Source organism: Mesorhizobium silamurunense, from assembly GCF_014843825.1.
Taxonomy (GTDB): domain Bacteria; phylum Pseudomonadota; class Alphaproteobacteria; order Rhizobiales; family Rhizobiaceae; genus Mesorhizobium; species Mesorhizobium silamurunense.
This window is the reverse complement of sequence record NZ_JHQR01000124.1, coordinates 38,853-53,969: the sequence shown is the minus strand read 5'-3', so window position 1 is coordinate 53,969 and position 15,117 is coordinate 38,853. Positions and strand designations below refer to the sequence as shown.

18 protein-coding genes and 3 pseudogenes are annotated in these 15,117 nt (G+C 62.8%); 6 read left to right on the top strand and 15 right to left on the bottom strand.

The window, feature by feature from the left end:
- Window positions 1-8 precede the first annotated feature (8 nt).
- From DH10_RS14360 to DH10_RS14320, 10 genes are all read right to left on the bottom strand, one after another.
- Complete coding sequence (locus tag DH10_RS14360) at window positions 9-1,748, bottom strand: relaxase/mobilization nuclease domain-containing protein (protein WP_192384867.1); 1,740 nt, start codon at window positions 1,746-1,748, stop codon at window positions 9-11.
- A 243-nt stretch (window positions 1,749-1,991) separates the two neighbouring features.
- Entirely contained in the window at window positions 1,992-2,756 is a 765-nt protein-coding gene (locus tag DH10_RS14355) for a lytic transglycosylase domain-containing protein (RefSeq protein WP_192384866.1), read from the bottom strand.
- Window positions 2,757-2,759: 3 nt separating this feature from the next.
- Entirely contained in the window at window positions 2,760-3,095 is a 336-nt protein-coding gene (locus DH10_RS14350; protein WP_192244150.1) for a DUF736 domain-containing protein, read from the bottom strand.
- A 69-nt stretch (window positions 3,096-3,164) separates the two neighbouring features.
- Window positions 3,165-3,710, bottom strand: coding sequence for a S26 family signal peptidase (locus DH10_RS14345; RefSeq protein WP_192384865.1), 546 nt, complete (start codon window positions 3,708-3,710; stop codon window positions 3,165-3,167).
- Window positions 3,707-4,225, bottom strand: a complete 519-nt coding sequence (locus tag DH10_RS14340; RefSeq protein ID WP_192384864.1) for a DUF2840 domain-containing protein — start codon at window positions 4,223-4,225, stop codon at window positions 3,707-3,709. Before DH10_RS14340 ends, DH10_RS14345 begins: the two co-directional genes overlap by 4 nt.
- Before the next feature lie 102 nt (window positions 4,226-4,327).
- Window positions 4,328-4,609, bottom strand: coding sequence for a helix-turn-helix transcriptional regulator (locus tag DH10_RS14335; protein ID WP_192384863.1), 282 nt, complete (start codon window positions 4,607-4,609; stop codon window positions 4,328-4,330).
- A gap of 127 nt (window positions 4,610-4,736) precedes the next feature.
- Window positions 4,737-5,228, bottom strand: coding sequence for a DUF2285 domain-containing protein (locus DH10_RS14330; protein ID WP_210327787.1), 492 nt, complete (start codon window positions 5,226-5,228; stop codon window positions 4,737-4,739).
- Window positions 5,179-5,502 (bottom strand): transcriptional regulator domain-containing protein, encoded by a 324-nt coding sequence (locus DH10_RS36950; RefSeq protein WP_246811550.1) that lies wholly within the window; start codon window positions 5,500-5,502, stop codon window positions 5,179-5,181. The genes DH10_RS14330 and DH10_RS36950 overlap by 50 nt, the downstream gene beginning before the upstream one ends.
- A gap of 121 nt (window positions 5,503-5,623) precedes the next feature.
- Window positions 5,624-5,884 carry a DNA -binding domain-containing protein gene (locus DH10_RS14325; protein WP_192384862.1) on the bottom strand — a complete coding sequence of 87 codons (261 nt, stop codon included), beginning with the start codon at window positions 5,882-5,884 and terminating at the stop codon, window positions 5,624-5,626.
- Window positions 5,885-6,062: 178 nt separating this feature from the next.
- Window positions 6,063-6,389, bottom strand: a complete 327-nt coding sequence (locus DH10_RS14320) for a DUF736 domain-containing protein (RefSeq protein WP_192384861.1) — start codon at window positions 6,387-6,389, stop codon at window positions 6,063-6,065.
- 555 nt (window positions 6,390-6,944) lie between these two features.
- On the opposite strand from DH10_RS14320, the gene DH10_RS14315 reads away from it, so the two are divergent.
- The 3 genes and pseudogenes from DH10_RS14315 to DH10_RS14305 all read left to right on the top strand — a co-directional run bounded on the left by DH10_RS14315 (window position 6,945) and on the right by DH10_RS14305 (window position 8,461).
- Window positions 6,945-7,079, top strand: a complete 135-nt coding sequence (locus tag DH10_RS14315; RefSeq protein ID WP_246505843.1) for a type IV toxin-antitoxin system AbiEi family antitoxin domain-containing protein — start codon at window positions 6,945-6,947, stop codon at window positions 7,077-7,079.
- Window positions 7,066-7,281: pseudogene (locus DH10_RS14310) on the top strand (nucleotidyl transferase AbiEii/AbiGii toxin family protein); the annotation flags it as partial. The gene DH10_RS14315 and the pseudogene DH10_RS14310, both read left to right, overlap by 14 nt.
- Before the next feature lie 214 nt (window positions 7,282-7,495).
- Complete coding sequence (locus tag DH10_RS14305) at window positions 7,496-8,461, top strand: GNAT family N-acetyltransferase (protein ID WP_192384860.1); 966 nt, start codon at window positions 7,496-7,498, stop codon at window positions 8,459-8,461.
- Here the strand turns inward: DH10_RS14305 and DH10_RS14300 are convergent.
- Window positions 8,391-9,536, bottom strand: a pseudogene (locus DH10_RS14300) (IS630 family transposase). The gene DH10_RS14305 and the pseudogene DH10_RS14300 overlap by 71 nt on opposite strands.
- A gap of 233 nt (window positions 9,537-9,769) precedes the next feature.
- Here DH10_RS14300 and DH10_RS38195 point away from each other — a divergent pair.
- Window positions 9,770-9,901, top strand: coding sequence for a nucleotidyl transferase AbiEii/AbiGii toxin family protein (locus tag DH10_RS38195; RefSeq protein WP_485020595.1), 132 nt, complete (start codon window positions 9,770-9,772; stop codon window positions 9,899-9,901).
- Between the two features lie 17 nt (window positions 9,902-9,918).
- Here DH10_RS38195 and DH10_RS14290 read toward each other — a convergent pair whose 3' ends face one another.
- The 3 genes from DH10_RS14290 to DH10_RS14280 form a co-directional block, all read right to left on the bottom strand.
- Window positions 9,919-10,854, bottom strand: coding sequence for a DUF2493 domain-containing protein (locus DH10_RS14290; protein WP_192384910.1), 936 nt, complete (start codon window positions 10,852-10,854; stop codon window positions 9,919-9,921).
- Between the two features lie 353 nt (window positions 10,855-11,207).
- Entirely contained in the window at window positions 11,208-12,269 is a 1,062-nt protein-coding gene (locus DH10_RS14285; protein ID WP_192384859.1) for a DUF7146 domain-containing protein, read from the bottom strand.
- Window positions 12,269-13,228 (bottom strand): ArdC family protein, encoded by a 960-nt coding sequence (locus DH10_RS14280; protein WP_192384858.1) that lies wholly within the window; start codon window positions 13,226-13,228, stop codon window positions 12,269-12,271. The genes DH10_RS14285 and DH10_RS14280 overlap by 1 nt, the downstream gene beginning before the upstream one ends.
- An 844-nt stretch (window positions 13,229-14,072) precedes the next feature.
- Here DH10_RS14280 and DH10_RS14275 point away from each other — a divergent pair.
- Entirely contained in the window at window positions 14,073-14,318 is a 246-nt protein-coding gene (locus tag DH10_RS14275) for a type II toxin-antitoxin system VapB family antitoxin (RefSeq protein ID WP_192384857.1), read from the top strand.
- A pseudogene (locus DH10_RS14270) lies at window positions 14,318-14,709 on the top strand (type II toxin-antitoxin system VapC family toxin). The gene DH10_RS14275 and the pseudogene DH10_RS14270 overlap by 1 nt, the downstream one beginning before the upstream one ends.
- A 35-nt stretch (window positions 14,710-14,744) precedes the next feature.
- On the opposite strand, the gene DH10_RS14265 reads toward DH10_RS14270, so the two are convergent.
- The gene (locus tag DH10_RS14265) at window positions 14,745-14,888 is read right to left on the bottom strand and encodes a hypothetical protein (RefSeq protein ID WP_192384856.1); all 144 of its coding nucleotides are present in this window, start codon (window positions 14,886-14,888) and stop codon (window positions 14,745-14,747) included.
- Window positions 14,889-15,117 lie beyond the last annotated feature (229 nt).

Genomic DNA, 15,117 nt, shown 5'->3' with positions numbered 1-15,117 from the left:
TAAAGCTGTCAGAGACCGAGCCCGCGTTTGCGAGCAAAGCTCCAGTCGACGCCGCCGTCACCACGAGCGACGCCGCAGACGTGCTGGCCGAGATGCTTTTCGAGGGAGGGCATCCAGGGAACCAGCTGGAAGCCAAGGCCGTCGTCGATCATGGCGAAACGACCGGACGCTAGCGACAAGCGCTGGCGATAGGCGCCGGCGACGTAGTCGCCGCTGGCGGCACGGTTGAAGGGCCGTCCGCTGTCGGCCGCGAGCTTGTCGCCAATCATCTCCAGTTCGCGGCGGCGCAGCGTATCGATCAGGTTGGCGGTGAAGACGATCCTGTTGCCTTGCCGCTCTGCGAGCCCTTGATTGAGCAGATGTTCAGCCCGGCGGTTTAAGGCATCGCGGACTTCGGCGCCGAAGCCACCCTCGGCCAGTGCGGCAGGCTCGCCAGCGATTGCCTGGCGGTCGAGCCAGGTCGCACCCGGTGCCGCAACCTGTTCGTCTACAGCGAGATCGGAGCGCACCGCAAGCGTGACCTGACGTTGGCCGCGCTCATCATCGAATCTGCGCAGTTCGACGATCGATCCCGGCGGGCCGTCGCCGGCGGCATCCAGAGCGGAAAGTCTGATGTGATGGGTACGTCCGTCAATGCCGTCGACAACCGCGTAGGCCGTTCCGCTTAGCTCGTCGTCGAGCCCGCGATCGACCAGCCGGCCGATAATGGGTGTGTCGAGACTTTCGGCGGCCAACACATAACTGGCCGAACCCCGCTCGATGCCTCGCTCGGTCAATGCGCGATGCATGCGCTTTATGATGTCGCCGCGCTCGCCCAGCTCGCGCAACGTCGCTTCGGCCTGGTCGTCGAGGACCCATTGGCCCGGGCCGACCTGGTCGGCGAGACCCAGCGCTTCAAGCTTTCGCAGACGACCGATCTTGAGCGCATGATATTCGTCGGGATGGCTATGAGGGCGTGGGGCTAAATCGATGACGCCGGTGTCGCGGCTGTCGCGAAGTAACTGGCGATCGAGCTGGGTCCAGCGTTCGGACTGGATCTGGCTTTCGAGCGAGCGGCGGATGTCGAGATCTGTGCGCGGACCCAGTTCCTGCGTGATCAGGTCGCGAGCCCGGTCGCGCATTCCTTCCTTGATGTAGTCGCGCGAGATGACCAGGTCCTGGCCGTCGTCGCGCACGCCGCGCACGATCAGATGAACGTGCGGATGCTCGGTGTTCCAGTGATCGGCCGCGACCCAGTCGAGCCGCGTGCCGAGGTCCTTTTCCATCCGCCCAACCAGATCGCGTGTAAAAGATTTGAGGTCCGCCATATCGAGGGCGTCGTCGGGAGAGACGATGAAACGGAAATGGTGCCGATCATCCTTGGCGCGCGCCGCGAAGGCCGCGCCGTCGGCATCCCCCGTCTGCGGCCCGAACAACCCTGCCTTCTCTCCGTCCCGGGTCACGCCCTCCCGGCGCAGATAATTGAGATGCGTGGCGAATGAGGCAGCGCTCGCGGTACGACGGACAACGCGAGCCTTTAGGACCGCACCGCGCGATCGCGAGGTGATAAGGCGATTGGCCTGGATGCTGGCGCGCTGACCGTGACCAAACCGGGAGCGGTTGCCGGAAACGACTTTTCCCGAGCGCGAGACGCCACCGCCAGCTTTTTTCGCCGCCGCTAGCGCCTGCGCGATGAAGGGCCGTGCCTGCTGGGCGCGGGTCGAGCGGATGCGGCCTGGCCGAATGCGAAACGCGCGCTCATCGGCCATGGCGTTGTCCCGCAATGTGGAAAAGAGGACGCGAACACAAGACTTCTGGCGTTCGGCGCACATTGCCCATAGGGGCCGCAATGTGCGGCGCGGGCCTGAAAACCTGGCAAATCGTATTGTCCGACCGGCGCGCAATGTGCGCCCTTTTATCCTGCCACCGCTCGGTCGTGCCGCCTGCGCCTGTCCGCTCCGCTCGCCACGGCACGCTGCAGTACGAATTGACGCGAAGGACGCTGAAGCGGCTCATGGCGCAGACCTGTCGCGCGCTTCGTGCATGAACAGGCCAGAAGCCGGGGGCGCCTTGCTGTGGGCAACTCCCGCCAAAGAGGTACCGCCACGCGGGCGCCCGGGCTGCATCAAACTGTCGGTCCGTCTGCCATTCGTCTGTTTGGCGAACAGCGGTGCGTGCTTCCAGTCAGGTGAGGCGGAGACTGCCGGTCTGGTAGCGTTCGTCGTACCAGCGCTGCCGATGGCGGATGCAATGCTCGCGACATAGGCAAGCGTCTCCCGAGGCAGCCGCCTGCCTTGCAGCGACGCTTCGTAACGCCGAGGGCCAGCATTATAGGCGGCAATCCAGCCGGGCGATCCGTAGCGATCAACCAACTCGCGGATATAGGCTGAGCCCGCGATGATATTGTCGTGCGGCTCGTAGGGATCGGCGCCGAGTCGGTACCGAACGCGCAGGTCGGACCAGGTGTTGGGTACGATCTGCATCAGCCCCATGGCGCCCTTGCGCGATGTGGCGCGTTGGTCGCCTGCACTCTCGGTGCTAAGGACGGCGCGGATCCAGGTCGGCGGAAGGCGGAAGCGCTTCGCCGCTTCCGCGATGTGAGCCTCGTAACGATTGCGCGCCGACGGCATGACGGCAGGCGGGCTGTGCGCCGGCGCAGCGGCGGGAACCACGCAAGTGATGCAAAGCGCGCCAAACAGAATGAGAGCCGAGCGCCAGATCGCGCGAGGCAACGCATAAGTTCCCGCTTGGCTCGTCGGCCGATGGCGCGCCGACATCGCTTAGTCCTTCTCGGCGCGGTCGCGCTGACGAGACCATTGCAAAGACCAGGACTTCTTGTCGTCGCCGTTCTGAAACAGATAAGCGCGGATTGGCTGCGCGAAAGTCGGGTCGTCTAGCTGCAGCGATACGAACTCGCCGGCCTTCTCGCTGGAGTGTTTCCAACCGGCGCCAATTTCGATGCCATCTTCGCCACCAGCATGCACACGATAGTCGGGCGCATTGTCTGCATCACTCGCTTCTGCTGCGACAATTGCGACCTCAAGGTTGAGGCTGAGCGTGCGAATTCGCCCCGAATACCCGGTCTGGTGGCGGATGAATTCTCCGATCTGTGGCATGTGCTTTCTCCTGTCTTTGATGTGCCCGGTGACGATTGGACGGCACAAAGGGTGCCGCCGGTGGCGCGCTCACGGCGCTGAAGCGCGCCATTGGAAGCGGCCGTCGCCCTGCTCGTCGGTCCACAGCGGGACCGCGCGGCCAATTACGTGATCGGTGGAGACGAGGCCGAAGTAGCGGCCATCGAGGCTGTCGCGGACCTGGCGGTTCATGAGGAAAACGGCACCGACCGGGATGCGTAGACAGCCCTGCCAGCTCGGCAGGCCGCGGCCGGCGCGATCGTGTTCAAGCGCAACGCCCACGTCACTGCCATCGACCGAAATCGTGAACTTGTTCCGGCAAACGGTGTGACCGGAGACTGCGAGGATATGCTTTATGAGCAGCACGCCCTTCGGCAGGTAGCCGCGGTCAGCCAAGAACGTTTTAAGCGTATCAGGCGGCTGGACGGCGACGAGGTCATCGGCTCCAAACGGGCCCCTGGCATCGATCCGATAGAGACCGATCGGTGCGCTGGCCGACGCGTTCCAGATGAACTTCGGCGGGACATGCTTGAGAACCGGACAGAGCGCTCCCATGGTCGCCAGTGCCGTCACGAGGACAATCGGTGGCCGCATCATGGCTGGACCCGCCGACGCAGGAGGTAGGCCCGGTGGAGATCCAGCGTATAGGTGCGAGGCTCCTGCCCAACAGTCATTCGGTTGTGGACGTGCCGCCAGTGATCGGGCGAGACGGCTCCCGGAGCGATGCCGAGTTGCTCGATGCCATCGATCGTCTGCAGCACGCGCTCGACCTTGGGCCAGCCTTGAGCCGTGAGCAGAATGTCACCGCCGGGCCGCACGAACGGCAGCGTCTGATGGGCTTCGCCCTCGGCGACCGCGCGCACGATATCGACGCGGCAGATGATCGTGTCGTAGTCGTTCGCTGCCCATCGGACGAAGGTGAAGACGTCACCGGGACGAAACGAGACGATGCGCCGGCGCCGATCGAGTACCTTCTCCCGAGCGACCGAACCGAAGCGGATCCAGTACTCGATCTTTTTCTCGACCCAGGTCAGCTCGACATCAGTTAAGCCTTCGCCGGCAATAGCGTCTGGCGCCGATCGGCCTGAACGGAAATCAACGACAGTGCCCATTGGCCTGTCTCCTGGTCTTGCGGAAAGCGACCGCGATGCGTGATTGATGATTGGCGCCGGTGTGTTGGATCCGCGGCGCTCTTTGCACAGATTGAGCGCAGCTCAGCGCCCGTAGCGTCCGCTCGGAGTGAAAGCCGCCGGCGGATGGCGCTTGGCGGGAAGCACAGCGCCACGAGGGTCAGAAGTCGAAGTCACCGCGCCGCGCTGAGCCCAGGCCTGGAGGTCGTCAACGGCATAGACGACGCGGCCGCCAAGTTTGCGGTAGGCGGGACCCGTGCCGTAAGTGCGGTGTTTTTCGAGCGTGCGAGAAGACAGACTGAGGAACTCGGCGGCTTCCTTGGTGCGCAGAAAGCGCGGCGGCAAAACGGCTAGATCAGGTCGCATCTTATCGGGCCTCCGTGGAGCTCTGGTGAACCGCTGGCGCTTAGCGGCGGACGGCGATCACGGTGGCGGAAAGGCGGCTTCGTGGGGGATGGGAAAGATTGGGGGCCTGATATTGCCACCCCGGGCGCTAGGGCCGCTTGCGGTGGCGCAAGAGTTGCAGATAACCGCCGGAAATCATGGCTCCGCCGCCCTTGACGAGACCGATCACGGTGTCGCGAAGGGACGAGGTTTTCCACGGGTTGGAGGCAACACGTCCTGCCCCGTAGAAAGCAGTCGCGATTTCACGGTAGCTGGCGCCGTTCTTGCGACCGTCGGCGGCCCGCATCATCAGGCGCAGGCGACGCCTCTGCTGAATCGTCATTCGTGTATCCGGCGGCACGGGTCGCCTGTGACAGGAGCGCCAGAACCGGACCAGAGCCTCGACCCGTCCGAGCGTTTGGGAATCGAGCGGGATCAAGGCCGTGAGCGAACGGCTCGCAGCGCTTCCGGGAAGGAGGAGAAGCTGTGTCGCGATCCCACTATCGCGGATGGCATGAAATCCCTGTGGGCTCTCGTGATGTTTGCCAAGCTCAACGGGCGCTGTGGAAGTTTCGCGTGACAGGAAATCTGGCGACGCCATGAGGGTCACCACCGCGGGGTTGGCAAGAGGTGACCACAGAACGTCTTGCGTCAATGCGGACAAATCGGGTCGGGCCGCGAAATCGCAACCCCCAGCGTTTCTGTGCTTCGGTTGGGCAGGGATCCCTCTCAGTTCCCTCACGCACAAGTGCCAGATAATGCCGCTGATAAGAGTCTGAGCGGCGCAGACATTCCCAGGCGAGGCCTTCGATTGGCAGGTCGTCGAAGAACTCGTAGCGGCTGTTGTCTCGCCAAAGCGACGTGTCGGGCTTCATCGTGCAGCTCCTCGCTAAAACTGCAAGTTGTGCACGAATCGATTCCCGACTCTGGTGACTGGCGGAAGGCCCTTAAAACGCATCGCGTGATGCTCTTTCAGCATCACCCTGGAAATATTCGCTAGGTGTCAGTTTGGCGCAGAAGGTGGCGGTAGCCAGTGCGCGTCATCCAGCGCGCCCGCACCAAGTGGGTGTCGTGGACATGTCGAGCGCGGTGCGGCTCCTTTGCCGGGTCGATCCCGAAGAGAATTTTGACCACCTCACGCCAATCAGCGCCGTCGGCATCGGCGTCGAACAAGCGCATGTAGAGCTTAGCGTGGCTGCGATCATAGTCTGTGAGTTCGTCCCCCGTGGGAGCGGTGTCGTCGAACGGCTCGATCATGATTTGCACTTCCTCAAGATGCGACCTTAAAGATGTTACCTCGGCGCCGGAGGAGTCTTGGAGGAGTCTTGAAGAGCATCACGCGATGCTGTGCTGACATCGCGCCGTGCGGGTACCACTCCGGTTGGTCACTTGAGGTTCCGCCCGGTTGGCCCGGGCGGAACCTATCGTTTGCCTCCTATTCCGCGTTGCGGCGGCTCGAGCGGGACCAGATCAGGCTGTAGCCCTCACCGTCTTCGTCGTCGAAGAGGTTTGCGAAGATCGGGGCGGTGAAGCTCGGATCGTCGAGCTTGAGGCCCAGATAGTTGCGGCCCTCATTGGACTGCTTGGCCCAGGCGGCGCCGATCTCTGCTCGGCCGACGAAGACCCGGTGGCTGGGACCGTTTTCACCGCTGGCGCGGTTTTCGGGGACGATGCGGACGCCGCGGGCCTGGACGCTGAGCGTGACGATTTCGCCAGTGAACTCGTTGTTGCCGGACTTCTTGAAGGTGCCGATAGTAGCCATTGTAGTTCTCCTTGATCCTATCTGTCTCGAGCCCGCACCATTGCGGTCTCGATGGTGATCGACAGGCCGGAGGCGATCGCCGGCGCACCCTTGGGCCGAAGCGCCAGCGGAGGACGGCGCGGGACGACTTTGTTGCTTCGCGAGGAATGACGGCGCAGCCGTCAGGGGAAGAAAGTCGTGATGCGCCGTTGCGTCGAAGGCGATCGAGGCGAAGCCGTCCTTCGGCCAGATACACCCATCGATGAGACCGCTTGGGTGCGTGGGTGTGATGGCCGGGATCAGATGAGTCGCGATGGCTACCCATTGCAGCCTCACCGCTGATCGGCAAGCGGGTACTCAGCCGATCGTGCCGCTCTTCCCTGCATCCAATTCCGTGAGTTCGCATCGCCGGGCCAGCCTGCGCCAAGCTGTGACAGGCTCCAACCTCATGATGAGGTATCCGGCAGCGGCTCCGCGCTTGCCGCCTCAGTCATTGTTCCAACGCACGCGTTCTAAGGCGTCTCTGCCATCGCGCGCTGCTCGTCGGGTGCCTGCTATTGTTTTGACGATGAGGTAGTGCGCTACGCTCGTGATTTATCCGCCATTAAGCGTATCGAGCTTGGTCGCGGCAAGCGTCAGATCGTCGTCGGCGGTCGGCTGGAAAGCAAATATCAGATCACCGTGCCGGAGACACTCGATGCCGGTGTCTGAGGCTTACCGGGCGCAAGTCACCCTCCTCGTTCGAGTTCTGCCACTCGTCGCTGAGGAGGCTGTATTCGCATTGAAGGGTGGTACCGCCATCAATCTCTTGGTCAGAGACCTTCCGCGCCTGTCGGTCGATATCGATCTGACCTATCTGCCGGTCGAGGACCGTGCGACTTCTCTCGCCAATATCGACGCTGCCATGCGACGGGGTTGCTACTCGGATAGGGGAGAATGTGCCGCGTAGCCGCACCTAGTGGCAGAAGCCTGACGGATGGTACCAAACGCCAGAGGACCGATCCGGTGGCCGACATCTCCCATGCGATGTGACTATTCCTCTGGAGAAGAGTAGAATACAGCCCGACCGCAGCGCCCTTGGGCAGCGCATCGGGCGCTGCATACCTTAGCGAACCAGGGAGGGCGATATGGGAACGGCTGCACCGAGCGTAGCCATCCGCGCGCTGGCCGAGACCGATCTGCCGGAAGCCGAAAGAATTTTCCGGCTGGCCTTTGGCACCTTCTTGGGAGCACCCGAACCAGAGACGTTCTGGTCCGACCGCGACTACGTACGCGGCCGCTGGCAGGCGCCCTACGTCGCCGCCTTCGCCGCGGAGGTGGGCGGTGAACTGGTGGGCTCCAACTTCGCAACCCGCTGGGGCAGCGTCGGCTTCTTCGGACCGTTGACGATCCGCCCCGACCTTTGGGACCGGGGCATCGGCGCGCGGCTCGTCGAGGCCGTCACGGCGAGCTTCGATGAATGGGGCACGCGGCATGCAGGCCTGTTCACCTTCGCCCAGAGCGCCAAGCACGTGGGCCTGTACCAGAAGTACGGCTACTGGGCTCGTTTCCTCACGGCCATCATGTCGGCGCCGGTCCGTCACAACCAGACCGAGCCGGTGCGTTGGTCGCGGTATTCCGATCTGACAGAGGAGCAGAGAGTGGAATGCCTGAAGTCCTGCCGTAACCTGACCGGCGCCCTTTACGACGGGCTCGACCTGGGGGCGGAAATCCAGGCCGTAGAGGCGCAGGAGCTTGGGGAGACGGTCCTGCTCGGCGATATGGCGGGTGCGGGCTTGGACGGTTTCGCCGTGTGCCACCATGGGCCGCGCAGCGAAGCAGGCGACGGTGCTTGCTTCATCAAATTCGGGACCGTGCGTCCAGGATCGGCGGCTGGGGAGACCTTCGACAGCTTGCTGCATGCCTGCGAGGCGCTTGCCGTAGCGGAGGGGATGCCCAAGCTGCTGGCCGGGGTGAACATGGCCCGCCACGAGGCGTACCAGCACTTGGTCGGGCGTGGCTTTCGAACCGAAATCCAAGGGGTCACGATGCACAGGCCCAATGAGCCGGGTTACAGTCGCGCCGGCGTCTTCGTGCTCGACGACTGGCGCTAGGGATGGAATCTAACGCTTGGTGCCCACGCCTAACGGCAGCGATGATTTCATCCGGATCAGCCGTCCAGGTGAAAGGCTTGGGACGCGCATTGGTTTCAGCGACGTACCGGTTGATGGCCTCCTGAAGATCGACCACCGAACGGAAGACGCCGCGCTTGAGCCGCTGGCGGGTCAGCTTGGCGAAGAAGCCTTCAACGGCATTGAGCCACGAGCAGGATGTCGGGATAAAGTGGAAGGTGAAGCGCTTGTGGCGGTCGAGCCAGGCGCGGACCTTCGGGTGCTTGTGAGCCGCATAGTTGTCGAGGATGACGTGCACGGCTTTATCCACTGGCACCTGGGCTTCAATGGTGTTCAGGAAGCGGATGAACTCCTGATGCCGGTGACGCTGCATGTTGCGCCCAATGACGGTGCCATCGAGCACGTTCAGGGCGGCAAACAGCGTGGTGGTGCCATGGCGCTTGTAGTCGTGCGTCATGGTCCCGAGGCGGCCCTTCTTGAGCGGCAGTCAGGGTTGGGTGCGGTCGAGCGCCTGGATCTGGCTCTTCTCATCAACAGAGAGAACGATGGCATGAGCGGGTGGATCGACGTAGAGCCCGACCACGTCTCTGAGCTTCTCGCCAAACTTGGGATCGTTGGAGAGCTTGAACTGGCGATAGCGATGCGGCTGGAGACCATGGGCTCGCCAAATGCGCCGTACGGCACTGGCGCTGATGCCACTCTCCCTAGCCATCATGGCGGCAGTCCAGTGGGTTGCCTCGACCGGTGGGTCAGAAAGCGTCAGGTTGACTACCCGCTCGGCCATATCAGGGCCAAGCGGCTTGATCCGGGAGGGGCGAGTCTTGTCGCGCAGCAGGCCGTCGACACCTTCCTGCATGAAGCGCTCCTGCCAGCGCCAGACGCAGGTCTTAGAGGTGCCGGTCCGGCGCATGATCTCGGTGGTGCAGACGCCATCGGCGCTCAGCAGCACGATAACTGCCCGCCAGACGTGTTTCTGAGCCGTGTTCCGGTTGCTGGCGACAGCCTCAAGGCGCTGCCGGTCGGAGGGGGTAAGAGTGATGGAAATGCCAGTGCGCATGCCACAGCCTCGCATGCACGCTAGCCAAGCGGAATCCCAGATCGGACTCTTCCGTCAGGCGCAGACCACTAGATCGTGCCGCTGCACAGCGAAGGCGCCGTTACAAAGGTGCCGGTTGCTTCCGACGGCGTGCAGATCAAGATCGAGGTGACGCCTGTCATTCGTGTTGCCTCTACTCTCCCGAAACACGGGCGGTTTGCGACCGAGTAGAAGAGCTATTCGGCTATGCCGAGGTGCCTGTTGTGTCCTTCCCGGACCTCTATGCCGGCAAGACCGTCGCCGCCCTGGATCGGCAGCACCCGCGAGATTTGCAGCCTTACCCTCCGCATCATATGCAGAGGTTGGTGTGTCAGTCTGCATCCTAAAGTAAAGTGGGCGGCGCTCACGCCCCACTCGACCCAAATCGATAAACCGGGATACCGAGCCTGCGGGCCTTGTCTGCGAGATTGTCCTGGATGCCGGTGCCGGGAAAGACGATGACGCCAATCGGCATTGCGCCGAGCATCGCGTCATTGCGTTTGAATGGTGCGGCCTTGGCGTGCTTCGTCCAGTCGGGTTTGAAGGCGATCTGAGGCACCTTGCGATTGTCGGCCCATTTCGCGGCGATCAACTCAGCGCCCTTCGGCGAGCCGCCGTGCAACAGCACCATGTCCGGATGCTTGGCGTGGGCCTGGTCGAGCTTGGCCCAGATCACAGGGTAGTCGTTGAAGTCGAGGCCGCCAGTGAAGGCCACCTTCGGGCCAGGTGGCAGGAAGACCTGATTGTCGGCGTGCTTCTTGGCGGCGAGGAAATCGCGGCTGTCGATCATCGCGGCAGTCAGGTTGCGGTGGTTGGCCATGGAGCCGGTACGCGGACGCCAGATCGAGTGGGTGTGGCGCTCGAAGTGCTCTGCGGCCTGGTCGCGCATCAGTTCGAAGGCGTTGCGGCGTTCGATGAACGTCTGCCCCTGCGCGGTAAGGAGCTCCAGCTCCACGGATTTGACCTCGGAGCCGTCCTGTTCGCGCTGCAGGCGCCGCTGGGATAGTTCGTTGTCATCGAGTTCGCGTTCGATCCGATCGGCTGCGCGATGGAAGAGGTTTACTGTGCCCCAAAGCAGTTCCTCCAGGTCGGGCTCGAGGCGCGTGTCGGACAGCGCCACTACCAGGGCGTCGAAAATGTCGGCGATGCTGGCTGCGATGACGTGGCCCTCCGGAAGCGGTCGCGGATCTGGTTCGTCTTCGAACGGACGGTAACCGTAGAGCTGGAGTTCCTGGAGGACGTGATCCATTGGCGATGACGCGCGTTGCAGTTCGAAGTCGGTGTCGTGCTGGTTGCTCATGGCGGCTTCCTTCGGCGGATCGGTCGCGCCCATCGCGGCCTTCATGGCGACGAAGGCGACAGGCGGTCCGGACTTGCATCCGAAGCGTCAGCGCAGGGCCGGAACGGGAGTGGAGGATGGCGAGGCCCGGCTATTTTGCTTCGCGATGGAAAGGCACGAAGCCGGGGACCCCCACGCGGCGCGTCGCGTGGGGTGGGAAGGGCCGCCGGAAAATAGCCGGGCAAAGCCATTGCAAGTCCCGACCGGCTGTCGCCCGATCGCCCTCTGGAAGGCCGTGGGCCGGTCCTTTCCCGACGAAGCAAACGCCATGTGCGCAAGGACAACGGCATGCCGCTTGTCGCTCTCTCCTCCCGTCAGGCCGCGAGGGCCATGAAGCGGGGGACGTCCTGCGGTGCGATCTGAACCCGCAAGGTTGTCCTCAGGGCATCGAGACCGAGCAGACGCAGATCCTCGTTGAAGTCGCCGAGTTGCGGCGTCAGCACGATCGCCTCGATCCCGGCCGAACTGGCGCGTTCCATGAGGGTCACCATTGCCCTATCCCCCGCAGGATCGTTGTCGCGGGCGATGTAAAGACGCCGCAGCCTGTCAGGAAAAAGGATGGCTGACAGATGTGCCGCGGACAGGGCTGCGATTACCGGCATGGTGGGCAGCACCGAGCGTTGCGAAAGCATGGTCTCGATGCCTTCGCCGGCGGCCATCACGTCGCAGCCGACGCCGAAGCGGACCGCGTGCCCCAACAGTTGGCCCATGGCTCGCCTAGGCGTGTCGATTGGAGCTCGGCCGAGACAGGTCTCACTGAAACCGTCCGGATCGAGCCAGGTGCGGTGCGCGCCCGTGAGTTTACCGTTGAGATCGGTAACGGCCGCGATCATCGCAGGCCAGGTTTCGCTCGGGCCGTCCTCGTCGGGCCGATAGTAGCAGCGCGGATGAAAGCGAAGGCTGCCGGTTTCGTGGAAGGCTGTTATACCGCGTGCTCGCAAATACGTCTCGACAAGTGTCCGGGAGATGGGCCGCGACATGGCAACCAGCCGTGTCGCCGCTTTGGCAGAGCCTGCTCCAGCGCCAGGTGCTCGCCTTTTGCGTTCGGCTGGATCGGGCGTTAGTGGAGGCGTGGACAAAAAGCTGCGCGCCTCATCGGCAACGTCCCTGAAGTCGATCAAGCCAAGAGATTCCCGAATGACGTCGAGCAGGTCACCGTGCTCGCCAGTGGCGGCGTCGGTCCACTTGCCTGCCGCGCCCTTGCCGAAATCCGGTCCCTTCAGGCGGACAAACATGGAGCGCCCCGAGGTATTGCGAGCATCGCCAACCACCCAATACCGCCCCACGCGACGACCATTGGACAGATAGCGTCGGCACACTGCCTCGGCCTGTCGACCGAGACAGGATGCCAGTTCGCAGATATCGCGCCGCGACATCAGGCTGCCCTCCTGTTCTGATCGGCATCCACATGGATGGGCAGCGCGACTTCTTCTGGCAGATGGCCGAGGAGCCAGTCGGCCGACTTGCCGGCCAGGCTGGCGGCGCGCACGACAGCGCGGTTGTCCTCCCGCAGCACCTCCAGCCAGGATCCGATGTAGTCGGCATGCCGCACGGTCGGAACGATACCCAGAGCAGCGCACGAGAAGGCGGCGCTGATCTCTGCCACCAGTTCCTCGAACGCATACTTTCTGGTCCCAAAGGAGCCGGAAAAGTCGCGAGCAAGACGTGAGGGATGGCCAGTGGCATGGCCAAGTTCATGCAGCGCCGTGCGGTGCCAGTTGATAGGCTCGAAGAAGGCTTGAGGCGGCGGTACTTGAACCCGGTCCTGGTTTGGCAAGTAATAGGCTCGATCGCCACCGATGCGGAATTCGATGCCTGTGGCCTTGATCAGGGCCTCGACGCGTGGCTCGATCAGGGCCGGGTCCGGTAGCGGGGACACTGCGATGTCTTCCGGCAAACCTTCACATTGCTCGGCATTGAACACGGTGAACTTCTTGAGGAATGGAACCGGCCGGGCATCTTCACCAGTATCTCTGGCGCGTTTCTTCTCATCGTCAGGAACAAAGCGATCGGCGTACACGACGCTTGTGCCGTGCGCGCCCTTCCGAACGTTTCCGCCGAGCGCGAGGGCTTGGCGGAAAGTCAGCCAGCTTTGGGCCGTATAACCCTGCTCGACGACAGCGCCCCAGAGGATGAGCACATTGATGCCGCTATATGCTCTGCCGGTGCTGGCGTTCCGGGGCAGCGAAAGCGGCGCCTTGGCCGCCGCGCTCCCCCATGGCTGAACCCAGGGAAGCCGACCCGCCTCCAACTCCAAGATGATCTTGTCGGTTATCTCGTCATAGAGGTTCGTCCGGCCGGCAGTGGCTCCGCGTCGGTGATAGTGATTGGACATCGTGATTTCTCCGCGACAGGCGCCGGAGGACTCTCCCCAGCTTTCGACCCGTCGTGGAAAAGCCAATCCACACTCTCACTTTTATGGCAGGACAGCCGTAAGACCGGAAAAGGGCCGTTCGATCGTACCGCTTCCGGCAGAGGCATCACCGAGGTAGGGACCGCTCCGCGCCAAGAAGGCGGACGGCGAAGGAGGCGAGACAGCCAGGCGACCGCCTATTCAGTCGCCCGACTGCAATGGTCCGGAAATAGTGCGTAGCGGACCGCCACCAGACCTATTTGTACGCCGTGGTCGCCGTCCGCCGCCCCAGCGAACGGAGCGCTTCCAACGGAGACGAAGGGCAGAACAGAATCCAGAGCGTCCAGCGCCTCCGCACGGCGCAACGTGGCTTCGGGTAAATCGGCCGTTCGAGTCTCTCGACTACTCCCCAAGCGCCGGCCGCGCTGCCGCGAGTAGTTGCGACGATCGCGGTATGGCCAAGACTTCGGTATGCTCCGGAATAAAGGAGACTGCGCCATGACATTGACCGTCTCCGCCGCTCAAGCGTCGAAGAATTTTGGCGTCTACCACGCCGCCGTATCGCGAGCCGCTCATCATCACCAAAAACGGCCGTCCCCCGCACCGTGCTTTGGACCTAGGATTTCGTGCGGCTCTCGAAGCGCGCCCAGCGCGCCGAACTCGCTGCAAACCATGCTGCCGACTGAGGTCCGCCGCCGGCTGGTTTTTTCGTTGCGCTATCTCAGGGACTTGCAGCATCGCGAATAGCGCGAGGCGCGGAAACCCGACAGTTCGTTTTGTATCGAAAGTGCAACATATGGATACACCAGGTAGGATAGATGACAGCATGGCTTTCCATATCAAGAATCCGGAGACCGATGCCCTAGCCCGCAAAGTGGCGGCGCTGAGAAAGACTGGTCTGACCGAAGCTGTGCACACCGCACTTGTCCATGAGCTTGAGCGCGAGAGGGGCGTGCCGCACCTGGTCGAGCTTGGAATCGATTTCGCTCGTAAATTGCGCGCAGATGGCAACCCGGCAAAGGGCCGACCGGCTGATAAGGCGTTCCGTGACAGCTTGTACGAGGACGGATGATGTTCATTGATGCCTCGGCCCTGACGGCGCTTCTGACCGAGGAAGACGATGCGCGCGAGCTTCTGGCGCGCATGGCAGTCTAAGACACGGCTTACCTCTCCTTTGGCTGTGTGGGAGGCGGCCATTGCGGTTGCGCGGATGCTAGGGTTGTCCATCGTCCGCGCTGGCGAGGCGCTGGACCGCTATCTCGCGCTGATGGAGATCAAGGTGGTTGCCGTGCCGCCGGAGACAGCCAGGATCGCGCTCGAGGCATTTGATCGCTACGGCAAGGGTCGTCATCCCGCGCGACTGAATCGGTGACTGTTTTGCCTATGCATGTGCCCGCCATTTCGCCCAGCCGCTGATGTTCAAGGGAGCCGATTTCCCGAAGACCGATATCGAAGCCGCCTAAGGTTCCTGCGACGGAGCAGTCGCTCGCCGTGACCCTCAAACGGTAGTGCGGAGCGCGATTTCGACGCACGAAGAATCCTTTGCAACGAATTTTCCGGCAGTGCGGCCCGTGATTTGCGCCGATTCCGACGAGGCGGCGCGTCGATAGATTGCAGGTTCGAACGGCAGCGGGATTTTCATAAGTTCTTCCTGCCCTATACACGCCGTTATTTACGCCAGAGTGTCCTAATCACCGCATAAGAGGTCTAGTGCCGTTCACATACGGCTCTTAGGTGCGTACTTTTCAAGCGCAAAAGCACCTGGTGGTGAGAATGAACCTCGGGATAGTGCCAGCGATGACACCGAGTTTGTTCTCCGGCGTCAAAAGAGAGGCATGCAATGAGCATTCCAAAGCAGTCGGACGACAATA

Coding starts and splice junctions, on each gene's coding strand:
- DH10_RS14335 (WP_192384863.1), bottom strand. CDS start 4,609: ATGCGACCTGATCTAGCCGTTTTGCCGCCGCGCTTTCTGCGCACCAAG.
- DH10_RS14265 (WP_192384856.1), bottom strand. CDS start 14,888: ATGAAAATCCCGCTGCCGTTCGAACCTGCAATCTATCGACGCGCCGCC.
- DH10_RS14345 (WP_192384865.1), bottom strand. CDS start 3,710: ATGATGCGGCCACCGATTGTCCTCGTGACGGCACTGGCGACCATGGGA.
- DH10_RS14360 (WP_192384867.1), bottom strand. CDS start 1,748: ATGGCCGATGAGCGCGCGTTTCGCATTCGGCCAGGCCGCATCCGCTCG.
- DH10_RS14290 (WP_192384910.1), bottom strand. CDS start 10,854: ATGAGCAACCAGCACGACACCGACTTCGAACTGCAACGCGCGTCATCG.
- DH10_RS36950 (WP_246811550.1), bottom strand. CDS start 5,502: ATGAAGCCCGACACGTCGCTTTGGCGAGACAACAGCCGCTACGAGTTC.
- DH10_RS14350 (WP_192244150.1), bottom strand. CDS start 3,095: ATGCCACAGATCGGAGAATTCATCCGCCACCAGACCGGGTATTCGGGG.
- DH10_RS14325 (WP_192384862.1), bottom strand. CDS start 5,884: ATGATCGAGCCGTTCGACGACACCGCTCCCACGGGGGACGAACTCACA.
- DH10_RS14280 (WP_192384858.1), bottom strand. CDS start 13,228: ATGTCCAATCACTATCACCGACGCGGAGCCACTGCCGGCCGGACGAAC.
- DH10_RS14320 (WP_192384861.1), bottom strand. CDS start 6,389: ATGGCTACTATCGGCACCTTCAAGAAGTCCGGCAACAACGAGTTCACT.
- DH10_RS14355 (WP_192384866.1), bottom strand. CDS start 2,756: ATGTCGGCGCGCCATCGGCCGACGAGCCAAGCGGGAACTTATGCGTTG.
- DH10_RS14275 (WP_192384857.1), top strand. CDS start 14,073: ATGGCTTTCCATATCAAGAATCCGGAGACCGATGCCCTAGCCCGCAAA.
- DH10_RS14285 (WP_192384859.1), bottom strand. CDS start 12,269: ATGTCGCGGCGCGATATCTGCGAACTGGCATCCTGTCTCGGTCGACAG.
- DH10_RS14330 (WP_210327787.1), bottom strand. CDS start 5,228: ATGGCGTCGCCAGATTTCCTGTCACGCGAAACTTCCACAGCGCCCGTT.
- DH10_RS14340 (WP_192384864.1), bottom strand. CDS start 4,225: ATGGGCACTGTCGTTGATTTCCGTTCAGGCCGATCGGCGCCAGACGCT.
- DH10_RS14305 (WP_192384860.1), top strand. CDS start 7,496: ATGGGAACGGCTGCACCGAGCGTAGCCATCCGCGCGCTGGCCGAGACC.